The following is a 23,635-nucleotide window of genomic DNA, read 5'->3' on the forward strand; positions in this document are numbered from 1 at the left end:
CTATGTTAACGCCCTAACGAGGCCATTGAAACGATTTAAGCTTCGAGCCCCAAGGGGTTGTTCATGAAGACCACGCGTCACAGGCTCGGGGTGGCCTTCTTCGCCGCCCTCCCCCTCCTGTCATTGGCGGCATGCGGCTCGTCCGGCGGGACGACCGCCGCAGACGGCAGCGTCACGATCTCCTTCCTCTACGACAACAACGAGGCGACGGTCAACGGGGCCAAAGCCGTCGTCCAAGCCTTCGAGGCGGCCAACCCGAAGATCAAGATAGAGTCGGAGACCCGCCCGGCGGGCACCGAAGGCGACAACATCATCAAGACCAAGCTGTCCACGGGCGAGATGAGCGACGTCTTCTGGTACAACTCCGGCTCCCTCCTCCAGGCGCTGAATCCCGGCCAGACCCTCGTCGATCTCACAGGTGACCCGGTCATGAAGGACGTCGAGGAGACGTACCTGCCCGTGGTCACCCAGGCCGGGAAGGTGTACGGCGTGCCCACGGGCACCGCTCTGGGAGGCGGCATCCTCTACAACAGGAAGGTCTACGAGAAGCTCGGGCTCCAGGTCCCGAAGAGCTGGGCCGAGTTCACGGCCAACAACGACAAGATCAAGGCCGCCGGGCTGACGGCGGTGATCTCCACGTTCAAGGACACGTGGACCTCACAGCTGTTCGTGCTGGCCGACTTCTTCAACGTCCAGGCCGCCTCGCCGACCTTCGCGCAGGACTACACGGCCAACAAGGCGAAGTACGCCACCACCCCGGCCGCGCTGACCGGCTTCAAGCGCCTGGAAGAGGTACACGCCAAGGGATACCTCAACAAGGGCTTCGGCTCGGCCAACCTGGACGCGGGGATCAAGCTGCTGGCCGAGGGCCAGGGCGTGCACTACCCCCTGCTCACAGGGGTGGTGCCCGGTTTCGTCGGGAAGTTCCCGCAGATGGCCACCGACATCGGCTACTTCGGCGTCCCGGGTGACGATGCCGCGAAGAACGGCGCCACGGTCTGGGAGCCGGGGGCCGCCTACATCCCCAAGACGACCAAGAAGCTGGACGCCGCCAAGAAGTTCCTGGCCTTCATCGCCTCCCCGGCGGGTACGGCGGCCCTCGGCAAGGGGACGCCGCCTTCCGGGCCATACCGGATCAAGGGGGCCACGCTGCCGGCGGACGCGGTCCAGGTGGCCAAGGACCTGCAGGGCTACCTCGACAAGAAGGAATCGGCGCCCGCGCTGGAGTTCGTCTCCCCGGTCAAGGGCCCGTCCCTTGAGAACATCACCGTCGCGGTCGGCTCCGGCCTGACCACCGCGGCCGAGGGGGCGGCCCAGTACGACAAGGACGTGGAGAAGCAGGCCAAGCAACTGGGGCTCGCAGGGTGGTGACCTCCTCGAGGCCCGACACGGTCACGTCGTCCGAGTCGCCCACAGCGGCGGCCGGGCGGCGTGCCCCCGCGCGGAAAGGCAAGGGCGGACGTGGCAACCCGTACCCTTACCTGTTCTACGTGCCCGCGGGGGTCGTCTACACGGTCGTCTTCCTGGTCCCGACGATCATGGCCTTCTACTTCTCGATGACCAGGTGGACACTGTTCGACAGCACCTTCGTGGGGCTGGAGAACTTCACCGACTTCTTCGCCGAGCAGAACCTGCGGATCGGCTTCCAGAACACCCTGATCTACGCGGTGACCACCAGCGCGCTGAAGGTCGTCCTGGGGATGGCGCTCGGCGTGGTGCTCACCTCGCGGCTGAAGATGGTCGGCTTCCTGCGTTCCGTGGTGTTCTTCCCGGTGCTGGTGAGCACGGTCGCGGTCGGCATCACGTTCAGCGTGCTGCTCAAGCCCGACACCGGCCTGGTGAACAAGGCGCTGGCCGTGGTGGGCATCTCGGGTCCTGACTGGCTCGGCGACGCGAACACCGCGCTGCTGTCGGTGGCGCTCGTGGACGTCTGGAAGGGCGTCGGCCTGGCCACCGTCATCTACATCGCGGGCATGATGTCGATCCCGCGCGACTACTACCAGGCGGTCGCGGTCGACGGCGGCAGCGCATGGCACCGGTTCAGGTTCGTGACGTTGCCGCTGAGCTGGCCCGCCACCAACTCGGTGATCATCCTGTCGTTCATCGGCGGGCTGCGTTCCTTCGACCTCATCTGGACGATGACCCGCGGCGGGCCCGGCTTCACCAGCGACGTCATCGCCTCGATCATCTACAAGCAGTATCAGGCGGGGTTCTTCGGCCTCTCGACCGCCGGAAACGTGATCCTCTTCATCGTGGTCACCGCGCTGGTCGTGCCGCTCACCCGCTTCTTGAACGCCAGGGAGGTCGCCGCATGAGGGCACTGCGGAGGTCCGGACTCGAACTCGTCGCGGTCGTCGTGGCCGTCGTCATCTTCGTCGTGCCGTTCTCGTTCATGGTGCTCACGGCGGTCAAGGACGAGGTCCAGTCATCGGAGCTGGACTTCGGCTGGCCGACGAGCTGGCCGGTGGTCCAGAACTTCATTCAGGTGATCGAGGCCCGCGACTACGTCCTGCTGAGGGCCTTCCTCAACAGCACCGTGCTCACGGTCGCCGCCGTGGCGCTGCTCGTGGTCTTCTGCTCGATGGCCGGGTTCGTGCTCCAGCGCAGGGCCGGCCGGATGCGGTCGGTGGTCAACTTCCTGGTGCTGTCCGGGCTGATCATCCCGCCCGCGATCGTCCCGACCATCTGGGTGCTCCAGACTCTCGGCCTGTTCAAGACCCTGCCGGGGCTCATCCTGGTCGAGGTCGCCTTCCACATGTCCTACTCCGTGCTGCTTTATCGTGCTTTTGTGTCGGCGGTGCCGCGCGAGCTGGACGAGGCGGCGATGATCGACGGCTGCACCGGGTTCAAGCTGTTCTTCAGAGTGATCTTCCCGCTGCTCCGGCCTGTCACGATCACCGTCATCCTGACGACGTCGGTCGCCGTCTTCAACGACTTCGTCAACCCGCTCTACTTCCTGCCGGGCGACGAGAACGCCACCGTTCAGCTCACCCTGTACAACTTCCAGAGCCAGTACAGCACGCAGTGGAACCTGCTGTTCATGGACATCGTGCTCATCACGATCCCGCCGCTGATCGCTTTCATCTTCTTCAACCGCAAGATCGTCGCCGGGATGACAGCCGGCGCCGTCAAGGGCTGACCGCTCAGAGGAGCCGCATGACCATCGACCTGCGTTTCGAGCACCACCGAGAGCCGATCGGCATCGGAGAACCCAGGCCACGGCTGTCCTGGACGGTCCGCAACGACCGTCCGGGCTGGCAGCAGCACGGCTACGACGTCGAGATCCGCGATGCGGAGGGCAAGGTCGTCTCGGCGACCGGGCGCTCCGAATCCGTGCTCGTCCCGTGGCCCGGTGACGACCTGAGCTCGCGTGAGCGCCGGGACGTACGTGTGCGGGTCCGCGGTCAGGACGGCAGGACGAGCGAATGGAGTGAGTGGAACTCGGTCGAGGCGGGGTTGCTGGACGCGGAGCAGTGGCGCGCGGACGCGGCGGCGCCGCCCGCCGAGCTGGTCGACGCGCCGGACGGGCCCGCGACCATGCTCAGGCGCGGCTTCGCGGTCCGCGGGCCCGTCGAGCGGGCGCGCTTGTACGTGACCGGCCACGGCCTGTACGAGGTGGAGATCAACGGGCAGGTCGTCGGCGACGACGTGCTCGCGCCGGGCTGGTCGAGCTACGACCACCGGCTGCGTTACCGTACGCACGACGTCACCGCGCTGCTGTCGGAGGGCGGCAACGCCATCGGCGCGATGCTCGCCGACGGGTGGTACCGCGGCCGCGTCGGCTTCAAGGACGGCAGGGTCGAGACGTACGGCTCGCGTACCGCGCTCATCGCCCAGCTCGAAGTCGGCTACGCCGACGGCTCGACCGACGTGGTGACCACCGACGGCTCCTGGCGCTGCGCCCGCGGCCCGATCCTGGCGGCGAGCCTGTACGACGGCGAGAAGTACGACGCCCGCCTGATGCCCGCCGGCTGGTCCTCGGCCGGCTTCGACGACAGCGCCTGGCTGCCCGCCGACGTCGTGGACCACGACCCCGGCCTGCTCGTCGCCCCCACCGGGCCGCCGGTCCGCCGGGTGGAGACGCTGCGTCCCGTCGAGGTCATCCAGGGCCCCGCCGGCGAGACGATCCTCGACTTCGGCCAGAACATCTCCGGCCGCCTGCGCATCCGCGTCCAGGGCCCGGCCGGCCACACCGTCACACTGCGCCACGCCGAGGTCCTGGAGGACGGCGTCCTGTCGCGCCGCCCGCTGCGCAACGCGGCCGCCCAGGACGAGTACACCCTCGCGGGCGGCGCGGAGGAGGAGTGGGAGCCGCGCTTCACCATGCACGGCTTCCGCTACGCCGAGCTGATCGACTGGCCGGGCGAGCTCCGCCCCGGCAGCGTCCAGGCCGTCGTCTGCCACACCGACATGCGCCGCACCGGCTGGTTCACCTGCTCGGACCCCCAGCTCCAGCGCCTGCACGACAACGTCGTGTGGAGCATGCGCGGCAACTTCGTCGACCTGCCGACCGACTGCCCCCAGCGCGACGAGCGCCTCGGCTGGACCGGCGACATCCAGGTCTTCGCCCCCACCGCCAGCTTCCTGTACGACTGCGCGGGCACGCTCGGTTCCTGGCTGGCCGACCTGGCCGCGGACCAGGACGAGTCGGGCATGGTGCCCTACTACATTCCGTGGGTCGGCCTCGACTTCCCCGCCATGCCGACGGCGGCGTGGGGAGACGCGGCGGTGATCGTGCCCTGGGTGCTCTACGAGCGTTTCGGGGACCTCGGGGTGCTGGAGGCGCAGTACGACAGCATGAAGGGGTGGGTCGACCACATCGCGGGCATCGCCGGCGACGACCACCTGTGGGACGAGGGCTTCCAGTTCGGCGACTGGCTCGACCCCGCCGCGCCGCCGGACAAGCCCGGCAAGGCCAGGACCGACGCGTACCTCATTGCCACCGCCTACCACGCGTGGACCGCGCAGCTCCTGGCCGACACCGCGGAGCTGCTCGGCCGGGGCGGCGACGCGAAGAAGTACGGCGAGCTGGCCGCCGAGGTGCGGGCGGCCTTCCGCCGCGAGTACGTCTCGCCGTCGGGCCGCCTGGTCAGCGACACCCAGACCGCCTACGCGCTGGCCCTGCACCTCGGCCTGGCGGAGACGCCGGAGCAGCGGGCGCGTCAGGGCAAGCGGCTGGCCGAGCTGGTCGACCAGGACGACTACCGCATCGGCACCGGCTTCGTCGGCACGCCGCTGGTCTGCGCCGCCCTGGCGTCGGTCGGGGAACATGACACGGCGTACCGGCTGCTGACCCAGCGCGAATGCCCCTCGTGGCTGTACCCGGTGACCATGGGCGCCACCACGATCTGGGAGCGCTGGGACAGCCTCCTGCCCGATGGCTCGGTCAACCCCGGAGAGATGACCTCGTTCAACCACTACGCGCTGGGCGCGGTCGCCGACTTCCTGCACAGCACGCTGGCCGGCCTCGCCCCCGCCGCTCCCGGCTACCGCCGCATCCGCGTCGCACCACGGCCCGGCGCCGGGCTCACCCACGCCTCCGCCGAGCACGAGACGCCGTACGGTCCGGCGGCGGTGGCCTGGTCCCGGTCGGGCGGCAACCTCACGGTCACCGTGTCCGTACCGCCGGGGACGACGGCCGAGGTCTCGCTGCCCTCCGGGGAGCCGGTTGAGGTGGGGGCGGGGATGCACACGTTCACCGCTCCGTACCGGGATCCGGCTGACGATCCGGTGGCTTGAGCGTGGCACCTGGGATGGCGGTCATTTGACGCCGTCCCAGGTGCGCGGGGTGCTCGGGTCGATAAGGTGCATTGAGTGATCTGACGGGTACGACCGTTCTGCCGCGAGGGGACGCTCGCGCGAGGAGGTCATTTGGTATCCGGGTGGATCCTGCGCTTGGTCGCGGCCGTGGCGGTGATGGCGGCCGCAGTCGTTCCCCTCGGGCGGGTCGAGGCTGTTTCCGGTGTGCCGGTCGAGGCCGCGACGCCCGCTGTTTCGGGCCTGCCGGTCGAAGCCGCGACGCCCGCTACGACGCCCGATGACGCGGTGTGCCAGGCGCGGGACCTGCGGGTCACCGCGCCGTACGCGATCACCGGTTACTGGCTGGTGCCGCGCTCCGATCCGTGCGTCACGCGGCGGACCGTGGAGGCGATCCATGGGGTCGGTGGTGACACGCTCATCACGTTCGGCCCGCGTCTGGTGCCGAGCCGAGTCGACCGGGCGGGGCGGCTGCTCAAGGAGGGCGCGCCCGATCCCGACTTCGCCGGCTGCGTCGAGAGCAAAAAGACGTGCTATCAGGCCGCCCGCGAGGCGGTCCCGCGCATCCGCCGGGTGTACGGCTACGCGGCGAACGAGCTGTTCGGCGACGGCCTGCTGCGATGCCCGGCCCTGGACCGGCGGATCGAGAGCGGCGGGCGGGTCTACTACCGGCTGCTGCTGGGAAAGTCCTGCTCCAGCGGCCCGTACGACCTCGTGCTGATCGCGACCGACGGCGACGGCCTGGGCAACCTGATGGCTGAGGCGGCCGCGTACGGGATGAAGGTGTTCCCCGGGCTGCCCGCCGCGCCGCAGGACGTCAAGCGGCCCTGGCTGCCGAACCTGGCGCACCTCGGTGCCGTCACCGCGCTCACCGAGCGGGTGCTGACGGACTATCGGGGCAAGTACGGGGCGTCGGCGGCGTTCGCCGGGGTGTACCAGGCGTTCGAGCTGGCGGTGAAGTCGCGGCCCAGCGTCGATCCGACCATCGACCTCTACCAGGCCCAGCATGCCGTGGTGGCCGCCACGTTGCCGGGGAAGAAGATCCTGGTCAGTCCCTATTTCGACGCGCGCAGGGACAAAGGGTTCGCGCCGGCGCGCGTGGGGGCGGGGATGCTCGCCATCGCCGCCACCCGGCATGGCGCGCCCATGGTCGTCGCCGTACAGGACGGGCGCGGGACGGGCAAGACGCCCGTCTACGGCCTGGACGAGGCGGACGCCAAGGTCGATCCCCGGCTGGTGCCGGTGGTGGGCGACGTCACCAACCGGCAGGCGTACTACGGCTCGACCTACGACTACATCCAGGCGGCGGCGCGGTCCCGGCCGCCGGGAGTGGAGCTGTGGGTGAACGCGGAGGCTTTCGAGCCCGCCCCGGTGCCCGGCGAGTGCGGGCGGGCCGACCCGATGCCGCTGCGTGGCCGTACGACCAAGAAACGGCTCGACGCCCAGATCATGGCGGCCGGGACGGCCGTGACCAAGGTGATCTCCTATGGCTGGGATCCGTTCCTGACCTGCCAGCTCAGCTGGATGACCCCGTCGCTGAGCGACGACCTCCACGCCTCCTGGAACGAGCCGCTCATCCTCGGCGCGACCAGGAACGCGGCCGGGATCGCGATCAAGGGCAGCGATCTCGCGGGCGGTACGGTCAAGGTCCAGTACGCCCGGACCGGGGCCGGGGTCAAGACGGTGACCGTCACTCAAGGACCGGACGAATCCACCGCCGCCTGGATCCCGTTCACCACTCCGACGGACGTCGATCCCCGGCGGCCATGGCTGTACATCACGGCCGTGAACGGCGCCGACCACTCCACCACCAACCCCTACGTCATCCCCGCCTGACGCCGCCCGCGACCTCTGCCGTCCGCGGCCCGGCACCGGCGACCGCGACCCCTGCCGTCTGCGGCCCGGCACCGGCGACCGCGACCTTCGCAGGCCGCGGTCCAGCACCGGGTTATGAGACTTCTCCTGCTTCACCGAGACGGCGCCGCCACCTCGGGCCGGAGGCGGGAGCTGTCACTTCAGCGTGGCGGCGTGCGGATCCCAGTCGTCGGGGAGTGGTGGCGGGGTCGGCGAGGTGGTGTGGAGGTGGCGGGACTCTCCGTCCTCGCCGGCGTCGCCGATGGCGGTCATGATCTCCAGGACGTGCAGGGCGAGCGCGCCCGAGGCCCGGTGCGGGGTTTCGGTACGCAGTGATCTGGCCATGTCCAGGACGCCCAGCCCGCGCCCGGCGGTCGTGCCCGTGACGGGTAGTTCCCGCCACTCGGCGTCATGCAGGCCGCGGGCCAGCAGCGGCCCGTCGAAGGTGTTGGGGTCGGGCAGTGACAGCGCCCCCTCGGTGCCGATGATCTCGATCATCCTCCGCCCGACAGGCGAGTCGAAGCTGAACGTGGTCGTCGCACTGGCGCTGCCCGCGAAGTCGATCAGCGCGTTGACGTGCGTGGGAACCTCCACGGGAAACGCCGTGCCCGCCTTCGGCCCCGAGCCGATCACTCGGTGGTCACGAGCCCGCCGGGTGCTGGCCGCGACCCGGGCCGCCGGACCGAGCAGGGCGACGAGGGCGGTCAGGTAGTAGGGGCCCAGGTCGAACAGAGGGCCGGCGCCGCGCTGGTACAGGAACTCGGGATTGGGGTGCCACGACTCGGGACCCAGGCTCTGCAGGGCGGCCGTGACGGCGACCGGGGTGCCGATGAGGCCGGCGGCGAGCGCCTTGGCCGCCGACTGGAGCCCCGCGCCGAGGAAGGTGTCGGGGGCGTTGCCGACGAGCAGGTTCAGGTTCGCGGCCTCCGCCGTGATCTTGGCCGCCTCGTCCATGTCCAGGGCCAGCGGCTTCTCGCCGTACACGTGCTTGCCCGCGCGCAGCGCCGCGAGCGCCACCGCGCCGTGCGCTGACGGGATCGTCAGGTTGACGACGATCTCCACCTCCGGCAGCGCCAGTACGGTGTCGACGGTGCCGGAGACCGGCACCCCGTACTCGCGCGCGGCGGTCGCGGCCCTGGCCGTGTCGAGGTCGGCCACGCCCAGCACCCGGACGTCCGGAAAGGTGGACAGGTGGCGGAGATAGTGGCTGCTGATCACACCGGCGCCGACGACGGCGACGCCTACGGGGCCGGCGTTCACGAACCGCTCAGCTGCGTGAGGTAGGTGTGGCTGCCCGCGAGAGCGTCGAAGATGTCGCCCGCGCAGCTGTCGAGCTCCACGATCCGCCAGCTGTCCGGGCTGGCCGCGAGGATCTCCGGCACCGGCATGACGCCCTGGCCCACGGCCACGTGCGGCTCGTCCTTGACGACTGGGCCGTCCTTGACGTGCAGCGCCAGGATCCTGGAGGAAAGTCCACGGAGTAAGGCAGGTACGTCCGCGCCGCCCACGGCCGCCCAATAGGTGTCGATCTCCAGGAACACCTCCGGAGCCAGCAGGTCGGCGAGAGCCTCCAGAGCGTGGCGGCCGTCGATCCGCGGCTCGATCTCCCACCAGTGGTTGTGGTAGCCGATCCGCATGCCGTACGCGGACGCCTGCTCGGCCAGGCCGTTCAGCAGGTCGGCGGTCCTGGCCAGGCCGTCGCGCGTGGTGAACTCCTCGTGCGCGATGCCGCCCGGAATGATCACCAGGTCGGTGCCGACGGTGGCGATGGCGTCGAAGACCTCGGCCGGCTCCCTGCTGAGCAGGGCGTAGGCGTGCGTGCTCGACACGGCCAGCCCGAGGTCGTCGGCCACCTGCCGGAAGCCCTTGGGATCGCCGGTGGGGTCGAAGGGCTCGACGGCCCCGTAACCGATCCCGGCTATCCGGCGCAGCGTGTCGTCACGGTCGGCGGCTAGTTGGTCTCTTACGGAGTAGAGCTGCACACTGAGCGGCTTGGTCATCCTCAGCTCCCATGGTGCTTTTAGTCCACAATCTGTACATAATCCTCTGGGGTGGATCAGGCATCGTCAAGGGCGTGCGGTGGGTCATCGTCAAACCAGCGCCGACGCGAGGATGTCCACGAGCAGGGCGGCCTGCGTGCCGTCCTGGTCGAGGTCGGGGTCGAAAATCGTGATCTCCAGGCCGGCGGCTCCAGGGAGGCGGAGCAGGCCGCGCAGCAGCTCGGCCAGCCCGTCCGCGTCGAGCCCGCCCGGCGTGGGGGAGTCGACGGCGGGCAGCATCGCGGGGTCGAGCACGTCGGCGTCGACGTGGATCCAGAAGCCGTCGAGGTCGTCGCGGACCAGCACCTTCATGGCGGCATCGAGGGTGCCGGGGCCGATCTCGGCAGCGGGCACGTGGGCGAAGCCGGACTCCTTGACGTCCCGCAGGTCCTCCTCGTCGCGGACGCCGAGCACGATCACGTCCTCGTCGGCGACGTACGGGCGCAGGCCGCCGAGGTCCACCAGGTAGTCGTCGCCACGACCGGTCACCAGGGCGAGGGCCTCTCCGCCCGCGGAGCTCACGTGCGGGGAGTTGCCGAGGTGACGGAAGTCGGCATGGGCGTCCAGGTACGCCAGGCCGTACCGACCCGCTTCGCGCAGCGCGATGGCCGGGCCGAGCAGGATCGAGCAGTCGCCGCCGAGGACGATCGGGAACGCCCCCGACTCGCGGATGGTGGCGACGCGGTCGGCCAGCTTCCTGGCGTACGCGGCGATCGCCGGGCCGTTGCGGACGCCGTCGCCCGGCTGCCAGGTGGACACATAACGCGGCGGAACCACCGCGCCCGCGTCACTCGCGCCGATCCGCTCCCGCAGCCCGGCGTCGCGGAGCGCCCACGGGGCCTTGTAGCAGCCGGGGACCGCGTCGGGGGCGGGCGGGCGCAGGCCGAGGTTCGAGGGGGCGTCGAGGATGGCGAATCTTGTGTCAGGAGTTATAGTGCTCATAGTCGTGACGCTAGCAGGAGGAGTTGGGGATGCGCCAGTACGTCGATACGGGGTTGGTGGCGTTGGATCTGGCCAACACGTGGGACGAGTACCTGGACGATCCGGAGCGGCTACCGGACCCTGCGGCGCTGCGGCGGTTCTGCGAGGAGTTCGGCGAACCCCTTGGCTGGACGCCCGGCCAGCGGGTTGGAGGGGACCCGGGGGAGCGGGCGGGCAAGGAGCCGGGAGAGTTGGCCGGTGGGGAGCCTGGGGGGCAGGCGAATTTCTGGGAGTCCGAGTTGGTCGCTGTGCGGGAGATGCGCGGGCGGTTGCGGGGCGTGCTGGCCTGCGAGCCGGCGGAGCGGACGCGGGCGCTGGCCGGGTTCGCGGCCGGGCTGTCGGCGCGGGCGGAGGTCGAGGATGTGGACGGGGTGCCGGTGCTGCGGCTCGTGGCGCCGGACGGCGCGGGGCCGGTGGACCGGCTGGCGGTGCGTGCGGTGCGCGAGCTGCTCGACGTCGCCGCCGCGGGGGATTGGGTACGGCTGCGTCTGTGCGCGGCCTCTCCGTGCCGCGACGCCTTCATCGACCGGAGCCGGCCGGGGCTACGGCAGTTCTGCTCGACCCGGTGCGCCAACCGCGCCCACGCCGCCGCCTCCCGCGCCCGCCACCGCACCTGACCGGCCCTCCGCACCCGGCATTGGGGGATTCCGCGCCGGGAATCCCCCAGCCCCCGAGGTCACGCAGGGTGCTTGACGAACATTTCGAAGTCGTTGAAGCCGTCGGAGAATGTGTGCACGTACTGTTCGTTGAACAGCTCGTGCCAGTTGTTGTCGAGGTCCTGCGCCGAAATGACCTCCTTGATTATCGTCACGTTCTTCTGGCGCCCCGGTGGCGTGTTCGGAGTGGTCACCGTCAGCGTCAAGCTCGTGAGGTCTTTCCAGCGGAAGTGATGAGCCGGTTTCGGCCCGGCCAGCAGATGGACCGTGCTGTGGGTGTTTTGAAAATCACCGAACTTCTGCAGATGCTCTGGGTCGGAGTCGCAGCCGTTGGTGTTCGTCCTGATCAGCTTGGTCCAGGTGTCGCTACCGGACGCATCCCGGTACCGTGCGGTCACCCACACGGGAATGCATTTATTGGTGTTGGAGAGTCCGCCGACGTCGAACCACATGCTGAATGCCTTGAAGTCCTCGTCGCCTGCGGCCGACGCTGGTGCCGCGGTGAACGGGACGGCGATCAGCGCCGCCCCCAGAAGCACCGTGGCCGTCTTGCGGAATCCTCGAATCGAGCGAAACTTCATGGTGGCCCTCATTTCTCTCTCCTGCGCTGCCCCTCCAGAATCCCTTGTGCATCGCCGCGGACGGATCCCCAGATCTAGGGGGTGCTGAGAGCGAAAAGTCGCCGATGTCGTTAAGGTCGAGCCGCACGATGGCGTGACCTGAGTTTCTAACGCTCCCCACTCCGGCCGGACCTCGCCGAGATTGCGTGGGGGCGTCGATCAGGTCCGCGTAGTGGACGTGCTCCGGAGCACCTCGATCTCGCCGCTGCGGGGGATCGGGTACGGCCTCGCCCCTGGCCCTCCGCACGCCGGACGTCCGCCGAGGGACACTGATCGGCAGGCGGTTCGCGGTGAGCCGAGCCGATCAGGGTGCGGAGTCGTACAGCCGCCATGCGGCGAGCCTGGTGGTCCTGCCGTTGTCAGCAGGCGGGTCCAGCAGGTCGCGCTTGCGGAGCATCAGTTCCAGGTGCCGGTCGGGAGCGACGCCGTGGGGATTCCCCCGGTCGAGAAGGAACGCCGTCGTCACGCCGCTACCATCGGCGCACGCGTCGGCGCGGTGGCCGCGGACCACCGTGCCGAGCTCCACGGACCCGGTTGACACGCTCCGCAGGTGCTCGTAGAGGCGCAGCGTCAGCTCGTCGGGCTCATCTGCGGATCCTCTGTGCGCCGTGTCTGCTGCGGCCTGGATCAGGCTCGCGCCCACCCCGCCACGTGCTGTCCACCGGTCCCGATCACCCACCACGATGAGGTGGGAACGCGCTCGTGTGATGGCGACGTTCCACAGGTTCGGCTGGCGGTCGATCCAGTCGATGGCCCCTTGGTTGATGCCCTGACCGGCGACCAGCGACATGACCATCGCGTCGCACTCGCCGCCCTGGAACGTGTGCACCGTCCCGACCCGCACCCGATGCCTGCTGCTCAGTCGGCTGCTCAGCAGACCCTCATGAGCCTTGAACGGCGTGACCACTCCGACGGTGCCCTCCTCGGGCAAGCGCCGGAGCAGATAGTCGACGCAGTCGACGACCTTGTCCGCCTCGTCGGTATTGATCCACGACTCGCCACTGGACGAGCGCCTTGCCTGGCCTTGGGCGTCCACCCACACGATGGCAGGACGTTCGATCGAGGGCCGCGAGCGGATGTCGGTGAGGATGGTGAGAGCTCCGCCATAGAAGAGCCGATTGGAGAGCGCGGCGATGTCCGGGTGACAACGGTAGTGCTCGTCGAGCAAGAGACTGCCGCCCGCTGCGGCTTCGGCGGCGTGGAAGGCGGAATGTCGCCGATAGGTGAGCCGGTGCGTCTCCAGCCAGTCGGCGCGCAGCGCCATCTCGCGCCGGATCACCGCCTCCTGCTCAGGACGGATCGTGGCGATGTGCGGCAGTTGCATGACATCGCCGATGATCAGCGCTCGGCGGGCCCTGAAGAGCAGCGGGACGATGTGCGGGATCGAGCACTGGCTCGCCTCGTCAATGATCACCAGGTCGAAGAGCGCCGGTTCGGGTGGAAACCGACGTGCTGAGAGGCTGGTGACCGCCCAGGCGCGAACATACGGAAGTACGGCTTTGACGGCGGGCCAGTCGCTCGACCGCTGGCCCGCTGCCTGCAGAAGGTTGTGTACTGCCTGGCGCCCCTGTGCGGCTCCTGCACACACGGCCCACTTCCACAGAGCCGCCGAGGAGCGGCGCAGCTCTCGATCGACCCGGTCAAGGTCGGCGGCCAGATCGGCATCCGGCTTCAATTCGCCCGCTCGGCCGCGCAGGTTCCGCCATTGCCGCTCCGTGTCTGCGACGGCCGCCAGAGCCCGGCAGGCGGCCGCTGTATCGAGGGCAGTGGTCAGGCCGAAGTGACGCAGGAACCGCTCGCGTCGCCATCCGCCGAGAACACGTGCCCGGGCCGCGCGGTTCGCCAGGCGCTTCCACCTGGAGAGGTGGGCGTCGGTTCCCAGACGGGCAGTGAGCGCGGGAACGGTCATACCGAGCTCTGAGGCGTACTCCTCCCGTTCCTCTCCGACCACGGCGAGCGCGCGCTCGACATCGGCGGTCGCCGCGAGTTCGGTGCGTACGGCACCGCGGGCCTTGGCGGCCAGCCGGAGGTCCGCGCCCGCCGTCTCCAGACTGCCTGGGGGGAGGGCCACGACCGAGAGCCGCTGGAGTGTGGCGGCCTCCTTCTGCCGGTAGTCCCGGCTGCCAGTGCGGACGAGACTGTCGGGCAGCAGAGCCTCGCACCGCTGCCACACCTCGTTGACGGCCTGGTTGTTGGTGGAGGCGACCAGCACGCGTTGCCCGGCGGCCATAGCGGTGGCGATCATGTTCACGACCAGCTGGCTTTTGCCGGTCCCAGGCGGTCCGGTCGCCGCGGTGAGTCGGCGGGTCATCGCCGACCGTAGTACCGCTCGCTGAGCCTCGTTCGCCGATAGCGGGGTTACCAGTATCGGCTCGGGCCTGTCCGCCTCGGTGCGACGTGGCATCCTCGCCAGGCCGGTTCCGGACGGCGTCAGCTCGATCTCGCTCGGCATCAGCGCCGCGAGAGCGGTATCGCCGATCTTTGCGAGTTTGCTGGTGAGTCGCGCGAAGTCATCGAGCAGGCCCTTCGTGGCACCCTGGTCCCGCTGCGCCCGGAACAAGACGGCGGCGTTGCGCGCGCCGCGCCCGGGCGACCGCACGTCGATGTGATCGTCGAGCTGATCGGGTCTGAGCTCCTGCACGCTGGGCAGTTCGAAGTCGTTGCGGAGCAGGCCGCCCATCTCATCCGCCATCGCGTCGAGTTGGCCGCCCTGCCAACCCTCGTCGTACGACACGAGAAGATTCTCGGCCTGCTCCGAGCCGAGCCATTCCGCTGCCAGGCCCGGGTGGGGGAGCGCTGAGCCGTATGGCCTGAGCCGTACCGAGCCGCCGTCGGTCACCGCTTCGACGCGGCGGATGATCAGAGGTGCGAACTTGGGCGCCCGCCATACGGTCCCGTCGCGGGAGCCGGTCAGCACGACGGCTGGATAGCCGGCCCACAGCTCGCTCTCGTCGCCGTCATCGTCCGCCAAGAAGGGCTCGATCTCCTTCGGGGCCGGGACACAGCCGTCGTCCTCAAGGTCGCCGGAGACGAGGCGTTCCGTGCCAGGCAGGCAGACGTACGAGCGACCGGTATCGGCCACCGCGAGCAGGGGCAGCCGCGCCTGCTCCGACAGCACGCACGCGCTGTAGTACGCCAGCAGTCCTGGCCATGTGGGCGGCTCCGGAGGGGTCTCCGCTGAGGAGGCGCGACCGGCCTTGGGGGCGGGCTGAGCGCGGAACACCGGCTTCAGAGTCGGAGCGGCTCCATGCGGGCGCCGGGCCAGAACGATCCGGTCGTTGACGGCCAGCGCGGATTTCACCGGGATCTGTAGGCCGAGTGTGCGCATGCGCTGGTTGACGTGGTCGAAGAGATCATCGACAGTGACGTTGCCGGTGCCATCCCTGCCAGCTTTACCAGTGCGCAGGGCCTCGACCAGCTGGCCTGTGAAGACCGAGGGCTGCGGCCCTTCCGGGGAATCCGGGCCGGAAAAAGAGTCCTCGCCGGCCCCGGAGGACGCGATGATGTAGACGCCTCGGCTGGTGAGCGGGGCGGGCTCGGCCGATTTGGCGGTGGAAGCGTGGAGCGGGTCGCGTGTGCGCCAGCCCAAGGTGAAGCCTCCGCTGCGGCAACTGTCGAGTATCACCACCTTCTGTGGCGCCACGCATGATTCGAGCTGCTCGTTGACGAAACCGGCACTGACTCCGGTGTCGGGCACCCGGTCGTAGTCGGTATCGGCAGCGGCGAAGAAGAACTCACCGGTGGATTGGGACATCCGTACCCCGTGACCGGTGATGTACAGCAGCGCCAGGTCACCGTACTCGCACGATTCCAGGAACTCCGCGATGCGGTAGCGCATGTCTTCGGCGGTGAGATCGGCCGCGACCGCCACGTCCTTGAAAGCGCCAATGCTGCGGTGCTCCAATATCTGGTGCAGTTGCCAAATGTCGGCGCGGGAGGACGCCAGAGCCGCGAACCGGCCGTCACGGTAGGTCTCCGTGCCGATCAGAAGGGCCCTTCGAGTGAGGGCCGGTCTCACGAGGGGCTCTCCTCACCATCGCGCTGGTCGTCGAGGAAGCGGCTCACCAGCCGCTCCTGGCCCGGGTCCGGACGCCCGGTGATCTCGATCGACCGGTCGCCGTCGGTGACGCGTACCTTTCGGTTGCGCTCGGTGGCGCACCATTCCTTGATGACAGTGATCAGCACCTGCGCGGCGGGTCTCGCCGTGGCGGCCACGGTCGCCAAGATGGTGAGCTGTGCCGCTGCGCCGCTTTTTTGTCCGTCGCCGGATATTTCCTGAGGTGGGAGGAATTTTGCGGTGACATGGTCTGTTTCGGATAGTTCACCGAGAAGCATGCGAGCCAGGCGCTCTTGCCGCAACGTGTCCCCACCCGTCAGGACTTCTATGAGCATTATTCCCCCGCCATTGGGATGATCCGATGAGAGTGTGGCGCCCTATTTTGGGGTGGGAAAGAGGGCCTGGCAACATGGCGAGCGTCATTCGATTTTCGGCGAGTACAAAACCGCTAGGTGTTCTGTCCTGTGAGGTGGGGTACGCGGCTGGGTGGCCTGTGCCCCGCCCTATGTCCAGATCGTTCATCGGGCCTCCTCGATCATGTCGGTGGGGTTGCTGCCGCCCGGTGCGTGGGCGATTTTGCGGCGGGCGCGGGACAACCGGGACCGCACAGTGCCGATGGGTGTGACTTCCTTACACCGGGGGCCTGTGGATTGTCCCTTCCCCATGGAGTTGGTGGGAGGCCCGGCGAGATCCCCGTGATTGCTGCTGGCACCATCGGGGGGCCGGCGGTCGCCTCGGTCGGCGATGGGCGATGGGCTTTGTGACCTGGTCGGGGGGTGGCCTCGACCCGTTCGGAACGTCCTGTGGGAACTGTGAGCGGCCCTACGGATAAAGACGGTCGTGACAATCACCTCAGAACGGGAGCTCGTTTTGACGGATCCTCCATCTCCCGGCGGCCACCCGCCATCGGTACGCGGTCAAGCGGGGCTGGTGGATCACCAGGACGACTCCGCCGTCATCGCTGCGTCCCTGCGCGTGCCGGAGTGCTTCGCGGTGCTCTTCGACCGGCATGCCGCCGTGCTGCACCGCTACGCCGAGCGGCGTCTTGGGCCCGACCATGCCGAGGACGTGGTGGCCGAGGCGTTCACCAGGGCCTTCGAGACGCGCCACCGGTACGAGTTCGGCCGTACGGAGGCGTTGCCCTGGCTGTACGGCATCGCCACGAACGTCATCGGCCTGCACCGGCGTGCCGAAGTGCGCGGTTACCGGGCCATGGCCCGTACGGGTGAGGATCCCGTGGTCGCCGCGTTCGACGAGCGGGTGGCCGCCCGGGTCTCCGCATCGGCCACCCGGCAACGCCTGGCCGCCGCGCTGGCGAAACTCGGCCGCGGTGAGCGAGACGTGCTGCTGCTGATCGCCTGGGGCGATCTGACGTACGAGGAGACGGCCCAGGCGCTGCGGGTGCCCATCGGCACGGTCCGATCACGCCTGTCACGCGCCCGCCGCAAGGTCGCGGACGCCCTGGGCGGCGTCAATCCGGTCGAGACGAGAGAGGACGAACAATGAACGACCTTGAGCTGATCAAGCAGCTGCGCTCGGAGGTGGCGGAAACCGACCCGGCCGCCTTGACCGGCGCGCGGGGGCGACTGCTGGCCGTGATGGCCCGCACGGCGGCTCCTCGGCGGTCCCGGCGGCCGCTGACCGTGCGTGTCACGGGCCTTGCCGCTGTCGCTGCCGCGGCGGTCGTCGCCGTCGTGATCGCCATGGGTCAGGCCGCCGCGCCCGTCAAGCCACCGCCCTCTGCCGGTGACGTCCTGCCGATGACCTCTGCCAAGAACATCCTGCTCATGGCCGCCGTCAGCGCGGAGCGTGCGCCACAGGGTTCCGGGACGTACTGGCACATCAAACGGGAGAGCGAGGACGGCCGGCGCTTCTGGGGCGAGAGCTGGACCACGCGCGACGGGCAGCGGTGGAGCAGGGGCATGGATGACAGGCCCGGCGTGGTGAAGGAGCCCTCGGGCACGTTCTGGCTGGGGCTCGCGAACGGCGACGCCAAGATCTCCATGGAGGGTCTCGAGAAGTTGCCGACAGACCCCGAGGCGTTGCGGCAGAAGGTCGCCGGGATGCAGACGGGTGAGTCCATCGGCGATTACGACGTCGCCTTCATGCCGCTGGTCTCGCTGATCGCGGAGTTGCCCGCGCCCGCGGACGTGCGCTCGGCGGCGTTCCGGGCGCTCGCCGAGCTGCCGGGCGTGCAGCGGCTGGGCACGGTCGAGGGCGGGGAGGAGCTGATGGTCATCGACCGCGGCCGGGAGATCAGGCTGGTCGTCGATCCCGCGACTTCCCGGGTGATCCGTACCAATCGGGTCCTCACCGCTGACGGAGGGATGGCGGGTTCGAACGACAGCCTCATCAAGCTGACCACCGGGTGGACGGACCAGCTTCCCCGGTGAGGACCCAGCCCGACCGTCTTTTCCCTTCATACATGAGGTAGATCATGACTTTAGGCAAGTCGCTCCTCGCCGCTCTGCTGGCGGGAACGATCGGTGCCACGCCGACACCGGCACTGGCATCACCGGCTCCGTCCCAGCAGGCGAACGGGGTGACCCTGATCACCGGTGACCGGGTGGTGGTCACCGGTCAGGGACATCGGGTCGAGCCAGGGCCCGGCAGGCAGGTTGACTTCTCCAGCCAGGTGCGCAGGGGCCACCTGTATGTGATCCCGTCCGACGCCGCGCCGTTGGTCGCCCAGGGCGTGCTGGACCCGCGGTTGTTCGACGTCACCCAGCTCCTGGCCTGGCGGTACGGCGACGCCGACACCCCCGACATCCCCGTCATCGAACAGGGCATGACCACGACACTGGGTTCCGCGCCGGTGCGGCGGTTGTCCAGTCTGAGCATGAGCGCGGCACGTGTGTCCAAGGCGAACGCCGCGCAGACCTGGCGGACTCTCACCGGAGCCCGCACCCTCGCCGTGGGCCGTAGCAAGGTGTGGCTGGACGGCCGTAGGAGCTTCTCGCTGGACGAGAGCGTCAAGCAGATCGGCGCGCCGCAGGCGTGGCAGCAGGGCTTCACGGGCAAGGGGGTCACGGTCGCGGTCCTCGACACCGGCTACGACCCCAACCATCCGGACCTGAAGGACGCGGTCGTACAGGAGGCGAACTTCACCGACGAACCGGACATGAGCGACAACACCGGCCACGGCACCCACGTCGCCTCGATCGTGGGCGGCAGAGGCGAGAAGTACCGGGGTGTGGCCCCGGAGGCGAGCCTGGCCATCGGGAAGGTGGGCGGAGCCGCTGGCCTGACCGAATCTGACATCCTTGCCGGCATGGAGTGGGCCGCCGTCGAGGTGAAGGCCAAGATCGTCAACATGAGCTTCGGCGGTCCCGACGGCCCCGAGCTGGATCCGATGGAGCAGGCGGTCAACATGCTGTCGGAGCAGACCGGCACGCTGTTCGTCGCGGGGGCTGGGAACGACCGCGTCAAGGCCAGTGTGCTCAGCCCCGGTAGCGCCGAGGCGGCACTCACCGTGGGCGCGGTGGACAAGCAGGGCCGGATGGCCCAGTTCTCCAGCCAGGGGCCGCGCGTGAGCGACCACGCGATCAAACCCGACGTGACCGCGCCCGGGGTCGACATCACGGCCGCCGCCGTCGGGGGCGGCTACCGCGTGATGAGCGGCACCTCGATGGCCAGCCCGCACGTTGCGGGAGCGGCGGCGATCCTGGCCCAGCGCCACCCGGACTGGACCGGCGCGCAGCTCAAGTCCGCGCTGATCGGCAGCGCCGCCCCGGTCCAGGACGCGACGCTCTATCAGCAGGGCACCGGGACGATCGACCTGGTACGCGCGCTGCGCCAGCAGGTCGTGCCCAAGCAGGCCAACGTGTGGGCGGCCTTCCCCTGGAAAGGCACCGGCGACCGGACGGCGACCAGGACGATCACCTACGCCAACGCGGGCGACGCACCGGTCACCCTCGACCTGTCGGCGGACAGTGAGGTGCTGAAACTGCCGTCCGACCAGGTCACTGTCCCGGCCAAGGGAGAGGCGTCGGTCACGCTCACCATCGACGCGACCGGGGAGGCCCCGGGTGACTACCCGGGAACGGTCACCGCCAGGTCGGGCGAGACGGTGATCCGCACGCTGGCCGGCGCGTACGTCGAGCCGGAGTCCTACGACGTCACCGTCACCGCCGTCGGCAGGCAGGGCCTGCCGGTCAGCCCACAGGATGGTCAGGTCTACGACGCCGAGACCGGGGCCCTCCACCCGCTGTCCTTCCAGGCGGGGACGGCTACGGTACGACTGACCAAAGGCGACTGGAACCTCTACACCAGCACCAGAGAGAAGATCGACGGAAAGCCTGTGCTGACGATCGCCGACTCCCCACTGAAGGTCGACGGCGGCGACCAGCGGATCACCGTGGACACGCGCCAGGGCAAGCCGACGAAAACCACCATCGACGATCCGAGCGCCCAACTCCAGCGCGGTCTCTCCCTCGGGCTGGACCACGGCGCGTGGGGCCTCTGGGCCTACATGTTCGGCCTTGACGCCAACTCGCAGGTCTTCGTCATCCCCGCCGCGTCACCAGGTCTGACCTACACCCTGGCGACCACGTGGCTCAGCAAGGACGTCTCGCCCAGCCCGTACGTCTACGCCCTGGTCGACCGGCGCAGCGGCGGTCTTCCGGACGATCCCACCTACCACGCCAGGCAGAAGGAGCTGGCCAAGGTCACCGCGACCTACCGGGCCTCCGGAGCGGCTGCCACGGGCGCTTTCACGGGCGGGCTGCACGTCGGCGGTTTGCTGGGAGCCTTCCCGGTATCGTCGGTCGGCGGCATCGCGCTGCCCGGCAGGCTCGTCCACTATCGGACGCCTGGTCTGGTCTTCGAGAGCGCCCTCCAGGTCGGCACCGCGCTGACCGCCGACGACGGCAAGCTCATGAAGCCAGGTCACACCAGCGAAGTCTGGAACGCCGCCGTCACCGGGCCGTCGTTCCTGCTGCCGGCCGGCCACCGTACCGGCGACAGCCTGACCTTCGCCGCGACGCAGATGTTCGCCGACGGGCAGCCGGGCAGAACCGGCTCCGACACCGCCGCCACCGGCACCGCCACCCTCGCCGAGGACGGCAAGGTGCCGGCCACCGCCGACCTCGCCAACTGCGACGTCTACCAGCCGCAGAGCTGCGAACTGCGCGCCGACCTGCCCGCCGGATCCGGCGCCTACACGCTGACGGCGTCGATGCGCCGGCAGGCCACGCTCTCCACGGAGGTGAAATCGGTCTGGACGTTCCCGTCCGCCACCACCGCCGAGGAACAGCCGCTGCCCCTGATGGCCGTCCGCTACAGTCCCGAGGGCCTGGACGACTCCAACCGTGCCAGGCCGGGCAGCACGACCCGCACGCCCGTGTGGGTTGAGCGCAACCCCGGCTCCCCGAAGGCGGGGGTGAAATCGATCCGGCTGGAGATGTCCGCCGACGACGGCGCCACCTGGCGTGGCGTCCCGGTCACCCGCACCGGCTCCGGCTGGACCGCCATGCTGACGAACCCTCCCGCAGCCGGATTCGTCTCCCTCCGCGCGACGGTCACCGACTCCGCCGGCGACGGGGTGACCCAGACGATCACCCGCGCCTACGCCATCGGCTGATCCGCGACGGTGAGGACGCCTTGGGGCGCCCTCACCGTCGCAGCAGCGGGTGTGCTTGCTTGTCTTACGAGCCCCACTCCGGGCGGACCTCGCCGAGATTGCGTGGGGCGTCGATCAGGTGGTCCTGGGTGTCGGCGTAGTGGCCACGGTGGGTCGTGCTCCGGAGCACCTCGATCTCGCCGATCCAGCCGACCCGCCGTCCGGTTCTGGCGCGGACCAGGTCGCCCTCCGACAGGCGGGTCCACTGGTCCTCGGCCATGCCGTACGCCCTGAGGTCGCGGCTGTGGCCCTCGTCGATGGCGCACCAGTAGACGTACTTCGCGTTGTTGTCGTTGCCGCCCGATCGGCGGCAGCGCAGCCGTACGATCTGGCCTTCGATCCAGGTCTGGCCGGTGAGGTCGAGGAGGGCGCGGACGGCGGGCACGGCGGCGATCGCCAGGCCCACGGCGAGGCCGCCCGGCTGGGTCAGGGCGCGCGGCCACAGGTCGAACGCCGACAGGACGACCAGCACGATCCACGTCCAGAAGCCCGCGAAGAACCCGGCCGCCAGGCCCCGGCCCACGGTGTGCAGCGGCGGCCGGCCCCAGATGAGCCGGGACGGGTAGCGCACGTTCACCGCGTGCCACATGCCGCCGTGGTCGGACCAGGCCCGGCGGTCGTCGGCGGGCACGCTCACCGGCAGGCTGCGGACCGCGCGCGGCGCGAGCCCGAGAGCGGCCGCGTACGCCAGGGGGCGGCCCCAGATGGTCACGCTCGCCGCGGGCTTCTCGGCGTAGCGGGCGTTCGACAGGGTCTCTCGTACGCCCAGCCAGTGCCCCGCCGCCTGGACGCCCAGGTCGGTGCCGCGCTCGCCGTTGAGCCGGCCGGCCAGGTAGACCAGCGCACCGTAGGCGACGAGGCCCGCGCCGATGCCGCCGTCGTGTTCGGGGTCGGCCACGGTGACCGCGACGGCGACCAGCGCGGCGGGCACCGACGCGGTCGCGAACAGCAGCGTCGCGTGCGCGCGGCTCCAGCGGGCCCGGGACAGTCCCCGCTGCCGGGCGTCGGCGATGACCTTCTTGCGGAAGCTCTTCCACCAGCGGCCCAGGTGGCGTGAGCCTTCGGCCAGCGCGCCGGTGGCCACGACGCCGTCGCGCGCGAGCGAGTGCACGTGGTCGTAGACCAGTTGTTCGTAGGGGTTCAGCCCCTCGGCGGGGCGCAGGCGTACCAGGGACAGTTCCGGGCCGACCTCCTCGATCCGCACGGCGCCCCGCGCGGCGAGGTCGAGCAGGGTGGCGGAGGCGGCCTCGTCGCACAGGCGCCAGCCGCCGGTGATGAGGTCGACCACGGCGGGCGGCTCGTCCGTGACCGGGGCGCCGGGCGGGCCGGGGGTGATGTCCGGGGTGCGGGTCGCGATCGCCAGCACCAGCAGGAGCAGCGCCCACAACGCCGTGGCGGCGACCGAGGCGGCGAACCAGACGGTCATCAGAACCGCACCTGCACGGGCCCGCGCTCCTCGCCGGGTGCCTGGAAGTACTCACGGGGGGTGAACCCGCTCATGCCCGCGACGATGTTGGCCGGGACGGTCTGGATCGCGTTGCTGTAGGTGAGGACGGCGTCGTTGTAGTACTGGCGGGAGTAGGCGATCCGGTTCTCGGTGGTGGCCAGTTCTTCCTGGAGTTCGGCGAAGTTCTGGCTGGCCTTGAGCTGGGGATAGGACTCGGCGACCGCGAACAGGGTCTTCAGCGCGCCGGTCAGCGCGTCCTCGGCACCGGCCATCTCGGCGGGGGTGTGCGCGCCGAGGGCCTGCGCGCGGGCGGCCGTGACGGCGGTGAGCGTCTGCCGCTCGTGGCCGGCGTAGCCGCGGACGACCTCGACCAGGTTGGGCACCAGATCGTGGCGGCGCTTGAGCTGCACGTCGACCTGGGCCCAGGCGTTCTCGACGGCGTTGCGCTTGTGTACTAAACCGTTGTAGATCGAGATGAAGAGGAGGGCGGCCAGCAGGACGAGTACGGCGAAGACGCCGCCAAAAACGATCATCGCAAGGGTCCCCCTGACGTGTCACTGAGCATGCTCCATGTGAACAAATCAGGCTTGCAACCGGCTGTACG

General features: G+C 69.6%; 17 protein-coding genes. 9 read left to right on the forward strand and 8 right to left on the reverse strand.

The window, feature by feature from the left end:
- The first annotated feature begins 63 nt into the window (after positions 1-63).
- The 5 genes from AB0F17_RS21030 to AB0F17_RS21050 all read left to right on the forward strand — a co-directional run bounded on the left by AB0F17_RS21030 (position 64) and on the right by AB0F17_RS21050 (position 7,593).
- Positions 64-1,371 carry an ABC transporter substrate-binding protein gene (locus tag AB0F17_RS21030; protein ID WP_358025281.1) on the forward strand — a complete coding sequence of 436 codons (1,308 nt, stop codon included), beginning with the start codon at positions 64-66 and terminating at the stop codon, positions 1,369-1,371.
- Positions 1,368-2,315, forward strand: a complete 948-nt coding sequence (locus AB0F17_RS21035) for a sugar ABC transporter permease (RefSeq protein WP_358025283.1) — start codon at positions 1,368-1,370, stop codon at positions 2,313-2,315. The genes AB0F17_RS21030 and AB0F17_RS21035 overlap by 4 nt, the downstream gene beginning before the upstream one ends.
- Positions 2,312-3,139, forward strand: coding sequence for a carbohydrate ABC transporter permease (locus tag AB0F17_RS21040; RefSeq protein ID WP_358025285.1), 828 nt, complete (start codon positions 2,312-2,314; stop codon positions 3,137-3,139). Before AB0F17_RS21035 ends, AB0F17_RS21040 begins: the two co-directional genes overlap by 4 nt.
- Positions 3,140-3,156: 17 nt before the next feature.
- On the forward strand, positions 3,157-5,739 hold the full coding sequence (locus tag AB0F17_RS21045) for a glycoside hydrolase family 78 protein (protein ID WP_358025287.1): 2,583 nt from the start codon (positions 3,157-3,159) through the stop codon (positions 5,737-5,739).
- 132 nt (positions 5,740-5,871) lie between these two features.
- Complete coding sequence (locus AB0F17_RS21050) at positions 5,872-7,593, forward strand: DUF4434 domain-containing protein (RefSeq protein ID WP_358025289.1); 1,722 nt, start codon at positions 5,872-5,874, stop codon at positions 7,591-7,593.
- A gap of 174 nt (positions 7,594-7,767) precedes the next feature.
- Here the strand turns inward: AB0F17_RS21050 and AB0F17_RS21055 are convergent, their stop codons facing one another.
- The 3 genes from AB0F17_RS21055 to AB0F17_RS21065 form a co-directional block, all read right to left on the reverse strand.
- Positions 7,768-8,871, reverse strand: a complete 1,104-nt coding sequence (locus AB0F17_RS21055) for a Gfo/Idh/MocA family oxidoreductase (protein WP_358025291.1) — start codon at positions 8,869-8,871, stop codon at positions 7,768-7,770.
- Positions 8,868-9,611, reverse strand: coding sequence for a sugar phosphate isomerase/epimerase (locus tag AB0F17_RS21060; protein ID WP_358025293.1), 744 nt, complete (start codon positions 9,609-9,611; stop codon positions 8,868-8,870). Before AB0F17_RS21060 ends, AB0F17_RS21055 begins: the two co-directional genes overlap by 4 nt.
- Positions 9,612-9,701: 90 nt before the next feature.
- Positions 9,702-10,592: an arginase family protein gene (locus tag AB0F17_RS21065; RefSeq protein ID WP_358025295.1), complete on the reverse strand. Its 891-nt coding sequence runs from the start codon at positions 10,590-10,592 to the stop codon at positions 9,702-9,704.
- A 29-nt stretch (positions 10,593-10,621) separates the two neighbouring features.
- On the opposite strand from AB0F17_RS21065, the gene AB0F17_RS21070 reads away from it, so the two are divergent.
- The gene (locus tag AB0F17_RS21070) at positions 10,622-11,248 is read left to right on the forward strand and encodes a CGNR zinc finger domain-containing protein (RefSeq protein WP_358025297.1); all 627 of its coding nucleotides are present in this window, start codon (positions 10,622-10,624) and stop codon (positions 11,246-11,248) included.
- Between the two features lie 59 nt (positions 11,249-11,307).
- Here AB0F17_RS21070 and AB0F17_RS21075 read toward each other — a convergent pair whose 3' ends face one another.
- The 3 genes from AB0F17_RS21075 to AB0F17_RS21085 all read right to left on the reverse strand — a co-directional run bounded on the left by AB0F17_RS21075 (position 11,308) and on the right by AB0F17_RS21085 (position 16,299).
- Positions 11,308-11,880, reverse strand: coding sequence for a hypothetical protein (locus tag AB0F17_RS21075; RefSeq protein WP_358025299.1), 573 nt, complete (start codon positions 11,878-11,880; stop codon positions 11,308-11,310).
- A 331-nt stretch (positions 11,881-12,211) separates the two neighbouring features.
- Positions 12,212-15,925 (reverse strand): AAA domain-containing protein, encoded by a 3,714-nt coding sequence (locus tag AB0F17_RS21080; protein WP_358025301.1) that lies wholly within the window; start codon positions 15,923-15,925, stop codon positions 12,212-12,214.
- Positions 15,922-16,299 (reverse strand): hypothetical protein, encoded by a 378-nt coding sequence (locus AB0F17_RS21085; RefSeq protein ID WP_358025303.1) that lies wholly within the window; start codon positions 16,297-16,299, stop codon positions 15,922-15,924. The genes AB0F17_RS21080 and AB0F17_RS21085 overlap by 4 nt, the downstream gene beginning before the upstream one ends.
- A 535-nt stretch (positions 16,300-16,834) precedes the next feature.
- On the opposite strand from AB0F17_RS21085, the gene AB0F17_RS21090 reads away from it, so the two are divergent.
- The 3 genes from AB0F17_RS21090 to AB0F17_RS21100 are packed head-to-tail and all read left to right on the forward strand — an operon-like array spanning position 16,835 to position 21,545.
- A complete protein-coding gene (locus tag AB0F17_RS21090) occupies positions 16,835-17,470 on the forward strand; it encodes an RNA polymerase sigma factor (RefSeq protein WP_358025305.1) in 636 nt (211 codons plus the stop codon).
- The gene (locus AB0F17_RS21095) at positions 17,467-18,357 is read left to right on the forward strand and encodes a CU044_5270 family protein (protein ID WP_358025307.1); all 891 of its coding nucleotides are present in this window, start codon (positions 17,467-17,469) and stop codon (positions 18,355-18,357) included. The genes AB0F17_RS21090 and AB0F17_RS21095 overlap by 4 nt, the downstream gene beginning before the upstream one ends.
- A gap of 44 nt (positions 18,358-18,401) precedes the next feature.
- Positions 18,402-21,545 carry a S8 family serine peptidase gene (locus tag AB0F17_RS21100; RefSeq protein ID WP_358025309.1) on the forward strand — a complete coding sequence of 1,048 codons (3,144 nt, stop codon included), beginning with the start codon at positions 18,402-18,404 and terminating at the stop codon, positions 21,543-21,545.
- 64 nt (positions 21,546-21,609) lie between these two features.
- Here the strand turns inward: AB0F17_RS21100 and AB0F17_RS21105 are convergent, their stop codons facing one another.
- Complete coding sequence (locus tag AB0F17_RS21105; protein ID WP_358025311.1) at positions 21,610-23,010, reverse strand: hypothetical protein; 1,401 nt, start codon at positions 23,008-23,010, stop codon at positions 21,610-21,612.
- Positions 23,010-23,564: a LemA family protein gene (locus AB0F17_RS21110; protein WP_358025313.1), complete on the reverse strand. Its 555-nt coding sequence runs from the start codon at positions 23,562-23,564 to the stop codon at positions 23,010-23,012. The genes AB0F17_RS21105 and AB0F17_RS21110 overlap by 1 nt, the downstream gene beginning before the upstream one ends.
- Positions 23,565-23,635: the final 71 nt, after the last annotated feature.

Source organism: Nonomuraea sp. NPDC026600, from assembly GCF_040638335.1.
Lineage (GTDB): Bacteria > Actinomycetota > Actinomycetes > Streptosporangiales > Streptosporangiaceae > Nonomuraea.

Bases quoted from the DNA above. Each gene is read 5' to 3' on its own strand.
- AB0F17_RS21085 (WP_358025303.1), bottom strand. From the start codon at position 16,299: ATGCTCATAGAAGTCCTGACGGGTGGGGACACGTTGCGGCAAGAGCGC.
- AB0F17_RS21110 (WP_358025313.1), bottom strand. From the start codon at position 23,564: ATGATCGTTTTTGGCGGCGTCTTCGCCGTACTCGTCCTGCTGGCCGCC.
- AB0F17_RS21105 (WP_358025311.1), bottom strand. From the start codon at position 23,010: ATGACCGTCTGGTTCGCCGCCTCGGTCGCCGCCACGGCGTTGTGGGCG.
- AB0F17_RS21065 (WP_358025295.1), bottom strand. From the start codon at position 10,592: ATGAGCACTATAACTCCTGACACAAGATTCGCCATCCTCGACGCCCCC.
- AB0F17_RS21060 (WP_358025293.1), bottom strand. From the start codon at position 9,611: ATGACCAAGCCGCTCAGTGTGCAGCTCTACTCCGTAAGAGACCAACTA.
- AB0F17_RS21100 (WP_358025309.1), top strand. From the start codon at position 18,402: ATGACTTTAGGCAAGTCGCTCCTCGCCGCTCTGCTGGCGGGAACGATC.
- AB0F17_RS21030 (WP_358025281.1), top strand. From the start codon at position 64: ATGAAGACCACGCGTCACAGGCTCGGGGTGGCCTTCTTCGCCGCCCTC.
- AB0F17_RS21070 (WP_358025297.1), top strand. From the start codon at position 10,622: ATGCGCCAGTACGTCGATACGGGGTTGGTGGCGTTGGATCTGGCCAAC.
- AB0F17_RS21045 (WP_358025287.1), top strand. From the start codon at position 3,157: ATGACCATCGACCTGCGTTTCGAGCACCACCGAGAGCCGATCGGCATC.
- AB0F17_RS21095 (WP_358025307.1), top strand. From the start codon at position 17,467: ATGAACGACCTTGAGCTGATCAAGCAGCTGCGCTCGGAGGTGGCGGAA.
- AB0F17_RS21075 (WP_358025299.1), bottom strand. From the start codon at position 11,880: ATGAGGGCCACCATGAAGTTTCGCTCGATTCGAGGATTCCGCAAGACG.
- AB0F17_RS21040 (WP_358025285.1), top strand. From the start codon at position 2,312: ATGAGGGCACTGCGGAGGTCCGGACTCGAACTCGTCGCGGTCGTCGTG.